The sequence below is a fragment of the Marinobacter gudaonensis genome, from assembly GCF_900115175.1.
GTDB classification, from domain to species: Bacteria; Pseudomonadota; Gammaproteobacteria; order Pseudomonadales; family Oleiphilaceae; genus Marinobacter; species Marinobacter gudaonensis.
The window spans coordinates 33,043-46,322 of the sequence record NZ_FOYV01000004.1 but is presented as its reverse complement, the minus strand read 5'-3'; the positions used below and the strand labels follow the sequence as shown (position 1 = coordinate 46,322).

Genomic DNA, 13,280 nt, shown 5'->3' with positions numbered 1-13,280 from the left:
TTTATGAGCGGCTTAGCAGAGTGAATTTCCTGTCAAGGCCTTGTTGTTATCCAAATAAATCATTGACACTGAGAATGGCTAGAAGAATGGAAACAATGATTGTGCCAATCAATGCCGACAACACGAGAATTAAAAGAGGAACCAGCAAACTGAGCAAACGATCCATTGTTACTTTCACCTCTTTATCGTAGGTGTCAGAGATTCTAATGAGAATGTCAGAGATCTGCCCCGTCTCTTCCCCGACCACTAGCATCTGCTGAGCCATGTCAGGGAAGTAAGAAATTGTGTCCATAGCATCGGCCAACGATTTTCCAGTTTTGACGTCGGCGGCCACGTTTTGGATTGCAGACGCAAATGCTGTGTTATTGACAACCTCAGCGGACAGGGTCAGTCCCCGCAAAATAGGCACTCCGCTGGCCAGGAGTGCGCCCAATGTTCTGGCAAAGCGCGCGGTCTCTATCTTGATTAGCAAGGTGCCGATCTTGCCGGTGGCGAGCATGAAACGATCCAAACGAAGTTTCTTTGGGGGTTGAACCAACTGATACTGAAGGACCAACAAGCCGACGATAAGCACTGATAAAAAGAGCCACCAATAATCTTGTAGTAGAGTCCCCGTACCCAGAACGACCTTTGTGATGGTAGGCATATCTCCACCCAACTCCTCAAACATCGGGGCAAAGCTAGGTACCACGAGTGTCAGCAACGCAATCACCGACCCCATCGCCATTACTAAGAGGATCGCGGGGTAAATAAGCGCAGAAACCAGGCTTCGCCGCAACTCTTGGCTCCGTTCCAGGTAACCACTCAAACTCTGCAAAGTCTGCCCCAGATTGCCGCCGGTCTCACCTGCTCTGAGCATGCTGATATAAAGCTTGGTTACCAAGCCCGAGCGCGCTTCGAAGGCACTGGAAAGTGGAACCCCATCCCGCACATCTGCCAAGATTTTATCAATCTGCCCTTTTAATCCTTGATGCTCGGTAAGGCGCTTGAGAAGCTGAAGCGCGCGCTCAACCGGTAAACCAGCATTCAGCATTGTTGCCATTTGTTGGGTGAAAAGCACAATTTGGGCTTGACTCGCTTTCCTCCGCCGCACCAACAAATGTTGCATCGACAGCGAACCGGGAAGACTAACCTTCAAAGGACTCATACCCTGAGACTGCAACGTGCGAATAGCCTCCGCTTGATTGGGCGCTTCAATGGTCCCTTGCTTTACATCACCGGTCGCTGATATGGCTTGGTAATTGAATGTGGGCATTAGCTATCCTGCTGAGTCACACGAAGTACCTCATCAATGCAAACGGTTCCTGAGAGGACTTTTCGGAGGCCGTCCTGAAACATGGTCAGCATTCCCTCATCTATAGCCTTTTGCTGAATTTCTGCGGAGCCGGCGTTCGTCATGATCAAAGCCTGTATGGCCTCCGACATGGGCAACCACTCGACCAACATGGTTCGGCCGCTATAACCACTGTGGCCGCATGCTCGACAGCCTTTTGCTCGATAGAGCGTCAAAGAACTTTGCTCAGGTAATTCCATTAATTTGAGTTGCTCAGCACCGGGCCGATAATCTTCTCTGCATTCGAGGCAAAGCTTTCGGACCAGACGCTGTCCGAGAATCCCGCTAATAGTGGAAATAATCAGGTAATTTTCGATGCCCATGTTGAGCAATCGGGTAAAGCCTGCACTGGCGCTATTAGTGTGCAGCGTGGATAGCACCAAGTGCCCCGTAAGTGCCGCCTGAATAGCAATTTTAGCTGTCTCGACATCCCGCATTTCGCCGATCATTATGATGTCGGGATCCTGACGCATAATGGAGCGGAGCGCAGTGGCGAAATCCAGGCCAATAGCACTTTTAACAGGCAGTTGATTCACACCCTCAATCTGATATTCCACCGGATCCTCAACGGTAATGATTTTTACAGCGGGACTGTTAAGGTGGGATATTGCGGTGTACAGACTGGTCGATTTGCCACTGCCGGTAGGGCCGGTAACCAGAATGATGCCGTGAGGTGTTTCCAGCACTTTCTTGAAATTCTCAAGAATGGCCGATGTAAATCCCAAGGCTTCGAAGCTCAGCTCCAGGCTGTCCCGATCCAGAACACGCATCACCACGCTCTCACCATGCACAGTTGGCAGCGTCGAGACCCGAATATCCAGGGTCTTACCCTGAGAACGGACCATGATTCGGCCATCTTGGGGCAACCGACGTTCAGCAATATCCATTTTCGCCATGATCTTTACTCGGCTAACGACTGCAGCCGACGAGTAATTGGAAGGCACTGTCTCTTCTGTCAGAACCCCGTCAATTCGATATCGAATTTTCAAAGCTTTTTCGAAGGGCTCTATATGAATATCAGAGGCGGCCTCTTCCACCGCCTTCTGCATTATTTTGCTGACGAGCTGTATCACTGGCGCTTCCGAAGCAAGATCCTTGAGGTGCTCGACATCGTCCTCGCTCGGCTCATCAACATCAGCCTCAGAATCTGCGGCGGCTTCAACCTCGCCGTACAACTGCTCAATAGCCTGGTCGATTATCGACGGCAAACCCACTTTCACGGGAGGAACAGATCCATACAGAAAGCGTAAGGCGTCGAGCGCAATACGATCCGAGGGATCGCTTACAATCACAAACAGCTCCTCGTTCGCTGCGCGGGACGGAATCAAAAGATGGTGGCGCATGAACCGCAGAGCCATCTGAGGCTGAATAACCGCCAGTTCCGGATAATCGTTCTCAGTGGCAAGCGCGCATCCTGACTGCGCCGCAAGGGAGGCCGCCATATCCTGTTCAGAGACCCATCCCAGAGACACCAGTAATTTTGACAGGCGGTCGTGACCCTCCCGAGCGAGTTGCCGCGCCCGGCCTAAATCTGTGGACCGCAATGCCCGTCTTTCCACAAGTACGTCCAACAGCGCCTGATGATCTATGCGATCGCCGTTTTCGAGCATGGTCTGACTTCCCGCTAGTTTCTCTGAAATTTAATATTCATCCCACCGCAGAACGGTGAAAGGCGCAAAACGGCTCTTTCTCTCAGTGTCGACCACCGCCCTGATTCGACTGGTAAGATTATTGGGCGTCATTGCCGTAACCTCGATATTGAAGACTGGGCCTCGCCCTCGAAAAACACCGAGCTGCTTACCACCGGGCCAAGTTGGCAATGCGGCCGAGATCGACGTTTCGCCATACCTAGCTTGAAGAAACATATCGACAAACTCTTCGGTCACTCCCGGTTCCATCATCAATACTTCCCGAGGCGCCAATCGCAAATCTGGCGTGGGATTCTGAGAGTGCACACTCAGCGCTGGTGCAACCTTTTGGTATAACTGGTAGTTCATGCCGTAAACTTGCAAGAGCTCATCCAACACCAGAAATTGCGCATTGCGCGGACCACTCATCAGCCCGGCAGCCTCATAATCCGCCTGTTCGGCGCCATGAACTCGCACCAAGTCGTCCGCATCTCGGTAATCGAGCACAGCGTCGGCTAAAGAATCAGCCTGTTTTTCCTCAGCCCCTGCCGAAACGAACAGTTTTTTCAGCTGTTCCTGCGAAACCCGGTTCAGTCCCAGCTTACCGCTTTCGTCTTCAATTCTGATGATCAAGTCCACCCCTTCGAATTCCTTTGAGTAGGGACGGCCATCAGCCCAGAGACGAAACTTCGGGTTAGGATGCCGCAGCTGATAGACAGCCATCTGTATTCCAGCGTTTGCTGCAGCCAGTAAAGACACCCGGTCGACAGCACGCCGAGTCAGCAAACCTTCAACTTGGCTGTTATACGCAACGCCGGCGGCAACCACCGTCAGCAACAAGCTCAGCCAGAGCACTACCAGCAAAGCAATACCTCGTTGCTTGCGATATCCACGCTGACCCGACCACGAGGTCTTGAACGTCCTTTTGTCCGACATCCTCAATTCACCTGGGTGACAGGAGATACCACAAACGACGGCCAAAAAAATGCATTGGCATCATCGGTAAAGCGCAGATCAATACGGATCAAACCGGGCATTGAGCGCGGTGTTTCCCAGGACTCAAGCCACGATGGCGATCTTCCGCGCTCTGCCCACTCACCGTAACGGAAGTGGATGTCCTCAATGTTTTTGTCCAGTAGCGTCACCTGCCGCAAGCCGTTGGGATCGGGCGTCAAGGCATTGATGGGTTCAAAACGGAAAACCAGTGATTTTTCATTCCCTACACCCACCACTTCCAGAGTCTGGCGAAAAATACCACCTTGACGAAGGTAGGGCGGCATAGTGGCCACAAATCGCATTCGCTGAGACGTCCCCTCAAAATACAGGGGGCCAGTCTCCCCCTCTTGCTGCACAGGAATATTTGGCAAGGCGCCACGAAGTTGGTGTCGCAGGAACGTGTTGATCGTACGGATCTGGCTGATAGCGCTCGTATGCGCCTCACTTTTACCGTCAATGCGGTAAACCAGCCGAATACCCACAAACATCATTGCGATAATCACGGCCAGTAAAGTGAAGCCGACCAGAATCTCCAGGATTGTGAAGCCTTGTTGACGCATTGTCGGGGTCATGGCGATCATCGCGTCAGCCCTTTAACCACGGTCTTCCTGTTTAGCCGGTGCGATCTCCACTTCACTTTCCGGCTGCGTTTTCATTTGATCAGGAGGGGAGACATACTGAAAACGACGCTGATACTCCTCAAAAATGGCATTGGATTTGCTGTCGTTCGAAACCACTGTCGGAGTAATGATCGCAATGATCTCCGTACGGGTAGAATCCCTATTCTTACTATTGAAAAGTTCTCCCAGAATAGGCATGCCAGACAAAATCGGTACGCCGCTTTCGCTGTCTATCCCACTCTCAGAAATCAAACCACCCAGTAACACAGCCTGGCCACCCTGTACCGCGATGTTGGTTTGAAGCGCGCGCTGGGCAATGGAGACATTACCGTTACTGTCAGCAGGCCCCACCGGGTTGCTGATATTCAGGGCCACATCGAGGAAAACCAGGCCTCCCGGATGAATACGGGGAGTCACCTCCAGAATGACACCAGTATCTCGGAACTGAACATTGCTGGTAATGACATCTGTATCGCCGCCGGGGTCTATACTGGTAACGTTTACTGGTATCTGGGTCCCCACGGTGATGGAGGCCGCTTGGTTATTGAGCGCCCAAAGACTGGGTGATGACAAAAGCTTGGTTTTGCCACTCTGACGCAGCGCAGATACTGCGACTCCCACATTCCGCCGGCCAACCAGATAACTCAGGCCCTCCCGGCCGGCACGCATGAAGCCGTTACCTCTGGCATCTTCACTTTCTAGAAACTCATCGGCGGCGTTGTTGAGAAACCATTCAACGCCGTAACTCAGACCATCAGATAGGGTTACCTCAAGAATGGTCGCCTCAATAAGTACTTGGAGAGGCATAATGTCGAGCTGCCTGATGGCGTCCAGGATGCCACGATACTGACTCGCAGTGGCTTTGATCAATAACGCATTGTTTTGCTCAATAGCGGTAAAGCTGATGGGTTCACCATCTATGGCGCCAACACTTACCCCACTAGGCGAATTTAGAAAAGAGCCAGCCATTGTCGGGACGGTTGAGACTCCATCCTTGCTCACTTCCACCGGAGTTAAACCAGGCGCCACCTTGCTCTGGGACGCTCGCCGAGGTTCTGTCCTGCCACGTGACACATCGACCTGATCGCCAGCACCGAATAAGCTTCCCAGGATCTCACTAAGTATCTTGGCGTCAAAATTGTTGACCGGATATACAAACAGCCGCTGTTCCTTGGACTGGCCGGCCTGACGATCCAGCCTGTCAGTCCATTGCTTGATTTTTTTCAGGTACTCGGGCTGGGACGTCATAGCGACGATTGCATTGAGTCGGGCCATGGGCATGAAACGAATCTGGTTGGCCAGAGCGCCTCCATCTTCCTCCGCTCCAAACAACAGTGTAAGTTCGTCGATAATGACCTCCGGCTCGGTTACCTCAAGAGGAAAAATACCCACCGACATGCCAGTCAGCCAGTTGACATCAAAAATCTCTACCGTACGCAGGTAATTGCGAAGCTGGTCCAGTGTTCCGGCGAGAACAAGGAACTGCCGGTTATCATCCGCGTATAACAAAGCATTCTTGGTCAGGAAAGGCTCCAACAATTTCGTCATTTCCGAAGCGGCAATGTATTTGAGCGGCACTATTTGCACCTCGTAGCCCGGCTCCACCGGCAATTCACCGACGCTGGGGCTCAGGTGACCTGGCACCGCCGAATCCAGTGGCACAACATGATAGATCCCCTCACGCAGGATCAGCGCTGCCGAATTCCAGCTCAGAAACGTCTCCAACACATATTTGAGCTGGCTTCTAGCAATGGGCTTGGCCGTGGAGAAAGTCACCGTGCCCTTCACATCCGGGGAAATAATGTATGTTTGGTTCAAAAGCTCTCCGAATATCGTGCGTACCACTTCCGAGATATCGGTATTGTTGAATTGCAAGTTTACCTTGCCACGAGTGATCAACACCCTATTAGGCCGCTCCCGGGCCAGATCGGAATTGACAAAGTTCCCGGTGCCGATGTCGGTCATCATGGGGTTCGCCGCTGATTCCGTCAGGGTATTCTCGGCTTCCGCGGTCAGGGGAGCCTCCGGGTCAGCAAAACGGTCCGTGTTCAGTGGTCGTGTTTCATCGTGATTCTTAGCGGGCGCGGCAGCGCGTTGCGGCCATTCAATCGAAGCATTCTCCGAGGGGACGCCGGCACAGGCGACAAGTGTGAAGATGCTCAACACAAAGAGAACTCGCACCGGCATCACTGAGTGCCAGCGCGTGGATTGCCCAGAAGGCCACTGATTGCTCCAATCGGCAACCTTACTGGGCACTCTCAACAATTGTGTAATGCGCACCCGAGTCGCTGATGGGGAGTTGCTTTTTCTTGTCATTGTCAGAACTGCCCTGTCTACCTTGGTTGGTCGCGTTATTTTCGGAGTCGTTTAACGACTTTTTATTAGTCACCACCACTTCCCTATCGTTGATGTTGTCAAGCACCCATTCTGCGTAGTCATCTGGAAGATCACTGCCTAAAAACAAGGTATGCTCCTGATTAGAGATGGTGTTCCTTAAGACTGCCATTTTTTGATCACCGGCCGTGACAATGCCAGTCACCACCACGGTAAAGGGTTTCTCCTTGAACTTCGGTTTGGCCGCCAGATTACGGCTCCCAGACAGTTCCTTTTCAGATATTGGTCGTCGACCCTCAACGAAAAGCGGCCGCTGTATGACTTCCGAAAGCTGAATAAGTCCGGCAAGCTCGAACGCCCTATTGTCGACAACCGCATCCGTCATCGGCACGGGAGCGGGAGCGTCCTCGACAGACACCTCAGGCAATCGGCGGTAATCGAGGAAAAGTCCCAGAGCATAGAGCAGACTCAACGCACTCAGCACACATCGGAAAACAAGGTGTGGGTTCATCGAGGATCGCCTTCTGGCTCGCCATTCGCATCGGGCCTTATAAAGCCGCTAAGGTCAAACTGTGTGCTCAGGGCCAGATCATCCCGACTACGCCGGTTGATAGTCAGATTATCCAGCACCATCACCGGAGTACTCGCCTCCAGGTCGTATAACACCGCTTGAAGCTCTTCAAGATGACAGTTCAGAGCCACATTGACTGTGACTCTGGTGAACGGGCCATCACCTTTCGTAGCGACGTTTCTCTGCTGCTGGATTGCACACCGTCGCTGGGCCGGATCGTGAAGGCTGACCACAGACTTTAGCCGTTCCTGAAGGGCCGCGGCGGCCAGGCTGAACGACCGTTCGCGTAGCAGCATCGCCTGATTGTCAGCCAACGCGGCCTGCCAGCGTTCCAACTGCCTCTCAAGACCTTCCCGACGTGCTTCAAAGGTCAGGGCCCTGTGGTACTGCCGACCCCATTCGGCGAGCTGCCGGTTAAGATCCTGCTGGGGCTGAATTAACAGCCAGTAGGCCAAAGAACCGAACGTGAAAAGCAGCGCGAGTAGCACCATCAAGGCAACGATTCGATCCCTGACGGTTGCCTGCTCGGCCCAAGGCTCGTGGCTATTAGTCGACGCCCCTGATGGCTCTAACAAATCACAAAGTCCCCGTTGTTCATAGCTTAGCTACTGTCCTCGCTTGCACCCGACTGAGATGACTCTCCAGCCGGTTGTTTCGAGTTAGCCCTTAAGGCTTTACGATCAACGGCCACCCGGATCTTATAGCGCTCCAGGGCGGATTCCCTGTCCTGAGTAATAGCAGCGCGTAACGTAGCCTCTTGGAACCAGGGCGAGCCCTCCAGCAAGGGAATCAGACTGGCGGCTGATTTGGAGAATCCGTGGAGCTCCACTTCATTACCGTTTACCCGCAACTGCTCAATGTGGGTATGGTCAGGCAATACTTCAGTCAGCCGGCGCAGCACGTCGGTCATAGTCGGGATTTGCAGCTTTCGCGCCATCACAAAGTGTGTGGCCTGCTCCGTTTCACTCACCTGTTTAGTCAGTTCAATAACTGCCTTGGTAGACTCGCTCAGGCCCCGCACTTGCGCCTGCAGCTTCTCTATCCGCCCTTCCTTGTGGTTCAACGTAGACATTTGGAGGAAAACCACGAAAGCGAGGGCCATCGTTGCGAATGCAACACTGAGCCAGAATGGCCTTGACGGCGGCTTATGCCGAAGTTCCGACGGCAGCAAGTTGACACCATGCCGCTCCAGGCGATCTGTATTTGTGTTCCGTGTCACATCCACAGAATGCAGGCGTGAGCCCAAAGCCCCGAGAGTCTCGAGGAGGCCGTCCAGGTCCTGACGTCGAATCAGTACGAGCAAAACCGTAATTCTACCCTTGGCTTTATCTCTCCCAATTACTTGATAATCGTAGTACACCTCATCACTTGCGAAAGGGGTCAGACGGTCCAAGTCAAATTCGAAGAAACTATTGAGACTGCCTTCTGCTGCTACTGGCAGCGTGATCCTTTGCGACAGAACTTGGTCGGTACTCAACAGCAACACTATGGGCATCCGTCGAGAACTGCGGCCGATTAAGCCCATAACATCTAACAGGCCATCTCCTGCCGCTGGACTGAGCGGTACTGTTCGAAGATGGGACTGGCCCACGCCTTCACCACGAACAACATGAATCTGGCTGTCAGCAAGTTTCAGCAACAACAAGTAGTTGCGCGGTGCCCGAAGCCGTTTTGCCCAGGCCACTGGCAAAAGCCCCCAAAGAGACTGCTGCCACCATGCAAGCCCGATTTGCAAACGGCCCACCTGGTAGGCTCTCCAAGCCCTGGTCAATATATTTTCATCGCCACTCATAGCAGAAAGATTGCCAACTCCAGGCTAAGCCAAACAAATGTGTATGATCTCTGCTTCGCGAGTCAACAAGCTAAATCTATGCAACGTCCTCTCCATAACGGTTGCAGAAACTCGTTTAACGCGCAGAGAAGTGCAGGTCATTGCCAAGTAGGCGGATGCCCATGCAATGCTCCGATGCCCCAAGTCAATCCCATGGGAATTAACCCAGTAGTCGTCCCTGCATAGCCTAAACCGAGGATAAACGCTCGATCTTGAAAGCGCGTATCTCCATACCATGTCTCGTATGCCTTAATTGCGCCTATTGACGTCGCGTCTCCCAAACCAATCAGAAACGTAGACGCTAAGTCCGCGCCGCCGCCCCCAGCGGCAGCTGTTCCCCACATCCCGAAGCCGGTGGCCGCTAGCCCATGAACCATGCGGGCCCACCAATACGCCGAGCCCCGATCTCCTCGGTTATTGCGCAGAAAATTAACGCCGACTTCACCCTCATCCCGAATAGGTAGGCGCTGGTTCATAACGGTATCCAGGCTCGCACCATGGATAAATTCGTCAGCAAATGCGCCTCCTATTCCAGTTATCAAAGCTGCCTTAGTTCCGGGAATGTAATCGTAATCATGACCGCCCGCCCATTTAACTGACTGAGATGCCACGTTAGTCAGTAACTTGGACCCAGCCACAACCATAATTCGCGCGTTTAAGCCCGTTAACCGCGGCATTGTCGTGCCATCTGGGCTCACTTTGGTCGCATCCCCACCAGTTCCGGCGGACCTGAGTATCGCCTCTAGAGATTGGTTAAAAAAATACTCTGACAATTCACTCCCTGTCATGTAGAGATGGATGCCAGCGCTCACTGTTAGGGCCGCCAAAGGCCAAGTGGCTGGATCGGCTAAAGAGTTACCAACCTGTTGCGCCCCCACCCAAAAGCCATGAAAGAAGCCACGAGGAATGGCGAGAGCTAAGTCTGTAAGACCAGTCTTTAATCCATGATTCGCGAATGCGCTGTATTGCTCCCTGCCGAAATCTCCAAGAGCGGTTATGAAGCCTTCTACCACTATGGGCATATGCCCATCAGTGTCCACAAATTTCAAAGGGTTATTGTAGGCATAGGAAAATCGATTGCTCCCACGAATGCCGCCAGTCATTCGGTCATCGGTGTTATAGAATCGTTTGAGCGCCGGATCGTATAGCCGGGTATCCCCGGCAAACGTCAGCCCGCTAAGAAACAGTGTCTTGTGCCCAGTGAATCCCCGCCGCACAGGTATTCCGTCCTTGAAACGCTCGACGTAGGACTGACTTTCAGTGTAGGAAGAGGCTCCGCCGGCGGGATAACTTTTATAAAGTTCCCCGTAGGGGGTCCATTGATTGTCTACGAGAGTGGTGCCGCTCTCATCATAAGCTGCGATCAACGAACCTTGCCGATCATGCTGGTAGTATTCCCAGGAGCTTGCGCCCCAGGCAGAACTGAATGGCAGCACCATTGTTGCGAGCGACACCGCGTAGGCGAGCAATTTTCCGAGCCTGAGCAAATTCGGCTTTTCGTTCAATTCATACATTTTCATTGTTGTGACCTCGTGACAAAACGTATCTATTGTTCTTGACCACCGTCCGATGCAAGCCGCTCACAGAGACGAGTTACTTTTACAAATCCGGAAATTCGCCAGACCAATTAGCGCCATGGAGCTCACCCGAGTCAGATAGGATCGCGAGATACAGGGACTGCTTTTCTGCGGGGTTGTCCACTCTGACAATGTAATAGTCTTGATCCTTTGAGTGGATAAATACTGCCCCGCGATTCAGCCTTTGCCAGCTGGGGGCCAGCAAGCCAAAACCCATTCCCGCATCAATCACTGCAAACTGTTGAGCTTTTTTCAAACCGATCGTCATTGCAGTCTGTTCGTTGATATGCTGAGCGTAATGGCCCGCCTCATGGGCTCCCGCGCTCAAAGCAAAGAGCAGCAGGCAGGCCGGAAAATAAGACAACAAAGTGGCTCGTTTCATGAGATTTATACCTCTCTAATGAGCGTTCGTACGTGAATCGTGTCCACACCTCAGGGGTACGGCCAGGCGCCCTGGTTCAGCACCACCGGCGAGGCCGGGAAGTCTCCGATGTTAGTGTAGGTTTCCGCGTTATCTGTAAGCAGCACCTCAACAGACGTGATGATTCCGGCACTCGCGGGCAGATTTATAGCTTCGTCAATAAAGGAGTCGGCATTGCTGTAAGGCAGGTTCGTGTTCCAGTCCTGGGCCAGAACGTAATGGCTTGTCTGCCCACCCTGGACCACTCTAAGCGTAAGGTCACAGCCATTGACCGGACATTGACCGGTTGCCGCCAACGCTGACATATCGGCGGGCAGTGTTGGATCAAACAGTGTCCGGACATTGGCTTTGTAGGGCCCGATAGGCGGATAGGCCAGCGCAAACGGAACGGCACCGTTGTCGGACGCCATACTGGCCGATATCAACAGGCTGTATACATCCATATTGCTGGCAATGGGGCGGCCCAAGCCGTCCCCGGTAAAGTGCTGCCCGCCGTTGCTACCCCAGTACCAACCGGGACCTTCCCATGATTCGTTGCTGATCCACTCGTGCTGGGTGTCGAACCAGTAGGCCTTATCATTCAGAATGCCCAAAATGTGATTGATTTCGTAATCCGAAAATTTGGTAACCTCAAAGCCGTCGTCTTTATCCGCAGCCCCGCCCCCCTGCATGGGAGAGGCTTTCCAGAAATCGGGGTTACCGTCGCCGTCCGAATCAACCCATGGAGCGATAAAGGTGCCTTTATTCGTACCTGCCACCCCTACGTTCCTTGTATCGTAAGTCCAGTAAGGCCCCCCATGGACGTTGTGGGTGCGAGACCCGGTCGACAATCCCAGGTAGGTCTCGTAGGTGATCGGGCCATCTTTGTCCGGGTCTCGATACGGGTAGGCGGCGTTACTGGTGGCCCAATGGAACACATCAAGCGAGTGACCCATTTCATGAAGAACCAGGCCCTTGTTGTTTGGTTTGGCCTTGGTTACAAAGAAATAGCCGTTGTTGCCCTTACTGCCGTTGCCCCCCACAGAAGCATGGTTTGCAATCCCAAAATTCGATAACTCGTAGCCATTATCGCCAGGCGCGCGACGCAACTCATCCACCCAAGCCTCGCCGCGACCGAGACTGCTACCAGTGGTTATGTTCGCGGTGAAGTCGGCGGAGGAGCTAACAACCTGGGGCAATTGAGCGCCGCTTCCAGGCATGGCGACCTTCGTGAACAGTACCGGCGGCGGTTGCCTCAGATCCAGCTCGGTGATGGGCAACTTCTGAGCCATCTCGTCCCAGAAGCCAGCTGGGTAACCGGTAAACTGGGGCTCGAACCATTCGATGTCGATCATGGTCAACGCATAGCTGACGGGAGGATTCACGGTAAGCGTAGGAGATTTTAGCTGATGCGCCGCGAGCACTCGGTTGTTGTTATCTGGCAGTGCCCAATGCAACGTCCAGCGCAAGCCAGGCTTTATCAGGTTGCCAGGTATCATCACCGAGTAGCTATCATCAAAGGTGTGGATCATGGTCACTGGATCATTATCGTAAGACACTGGCAGCTCTGTCATTGCGAGGGGATCGTCCAGCGCAAAGCTCTGGCCTTCCGGCAAGCCGTCGTTATACACGGTCAACCATGCCATGAACTGATCAGGCGTAATACCCGACTGATCAGCAACGAAATTGACCTTGAACAGCAGGTCACGATTGCCAACGATCACCGGCTGAGCTCCATCATTGGGCCCCTCCGCTCCATCAGCATTCATCACGTGGCTCTGGGCAACGTGGACCGAGCCCGCCTTGACTGAAAAATCAATGGCCTGTGCCTGAGACTGAGCAACAAACATTAGCGTTAACGCGGCCCCTGCGCAGCAACGCTTCGTCCAGTGTAGAAAATAGCTCTCTTTCATTGTCCGATCCTCACCCGCGGTGAAAGGTTTTTCGTCATTCAGAACGGAGCTGCGAACGCAGCTCCCGTCGAAAGTGG

11 protein-coding genes are annotated in these 13,280 nt (G+C 53.1%); all 11 read right to left on the bottom strand.

Annotated elements, in window-relative coordinates:
- Positions 1-46: 46 nt before the first annotated feature.
- On the bottom strand, positions 47-1,255 hold the full coding sequence (locus BM344_RS16160; RefSeq protein WP_091992219.1) for a type II secretion system F family protein: 1,209 nt from the start codon (positions 1,253-1,255) through the stop codon (positions 47-49).
- Positions 1,255-2,943 (bottom strand): type II secretion system ATPase GspE, encoded by a 1,689-nt coding sequence (gene gspE, locus BM344_RS16155; RefSeq protein WP_091992218.1) that lies wholly within the window; start codon positions 2,941-2,943, stop codon positions 1,255-1,257. The genes BM344_RS16160 and gspE overlap by 1 nt, the downstream gene beginning before the upstream one ends.
- Before the next feature lie 30 nt (positions 2,944-2,973).
- Positions 2,974-3,897 (bottom strand): type II secretion system minor pseudopilin, encoded by a 924-nt coding sequence (locus BM344_RS16150; protein ID WP_091992217.1) that lies wholly within the window; start codon positions 3,895-3,897, stop codon positions 2,974-2,976.
- A gap of 2 nt (positions 3,898-3,899) precedes the next feature.
- Positions 3,900-4,538, bottom strand: coding sequence for a prepilin-type N-terminal cleavage/methylation domain-containing protein (locus BM344_RS16145; protein ID WP_091992216.1), 639 nt, complete (start codon positions 4,536-4,538; stop codon positions 3,900-3,902).
- A 12-nt stretch (positions 4,539-4,550) separates the two neighbouring features.
- Positions 4,551-6,545, bottom strand: a complete 1,995-nt coding sequence (gspD, locus tag BM344_RS16140; protein WP_167363257.1) for a type II secretion system secretin GspD — start codon at positions 6,543-6,545, stop codon at positions 4,551-4,553.
- 277 nt (positions 6,546-6,822) lie between these two features.
- Positions 6,823-7,422: a hypothetical protein gene (locus tag BM344_RS16135; RefSeq protein ID WP_091992214.1), complete on the bottom strand. Its 600-nt coding sequence runs from the start codon at positions 7,420-7,422 to the stop codon at positions 6,823-6,825.
- Positions 7,419-8,057, bottom strand: coding sequence for a type II secretion system protein GspM (gene gspM, locus BM344_RS16130; RefSeq protein ID WP_139229656.1), 639 nt, complete (start codon positions 8,055-8,057; stop codon positions 7,419-7,421). The genes BM344_RS16135 and gspM overlap by 4 nt, the downstream gene beginning before the upstream one ends.
- 26 nt (positions 8,058-8,083) lie before the next feature.
- The gene (locus BM344_RS16125) at positions 8,084-9,226 is read right to left on the bottom strand and encodes a PilN domain-containing protein (protein ID WP_208603460.1); all 1,143 of its coding nucleotides are present in this window, start codon (positions 9,224-9,226) and stop codon (positions 8,084-8,086) included.
- Positions 9,227-9,411: 185 nt separating this feature from the next.
- The gene (locus tag BM344_RS16120; protein ID WP_091992211.1) at positions 9,412-10,833 is read right to left on the bottom strand and encodes an RHS repeat-associated core domain-containing protein; all 1,422 of its coding nucleotides are present in this window, start codon (positions 10,831-10,833) and stop codon (positions 9,412-9,414) included.
- A gap of 79 nt (positions 10,834-10,912) precedes the next feature.
- Entirely contained in the window at positions 10,913-11,272 is a 360-nt protein-coding gene (locus BM344_RS16115) for a DUF6488 family protein (protein WP_091992210.1), read from the bottom strand.
- A 50-nt stretch (positions 11,273-11,322) separates the two neighbouring features.
- Positions 11,323-13,203 (bottom strand): hypothetical protein, encoded by a 1,881-nt coding sequence (locus BM344_RS16110; protein WP_139229655.1) that lies wholly within the window; start codon positions 13,201-13,203, stop codon positions 11,323-11,325.
- Between the last annotated feature and the right edge of the window lie 77 nt (positions 13,204-13,280).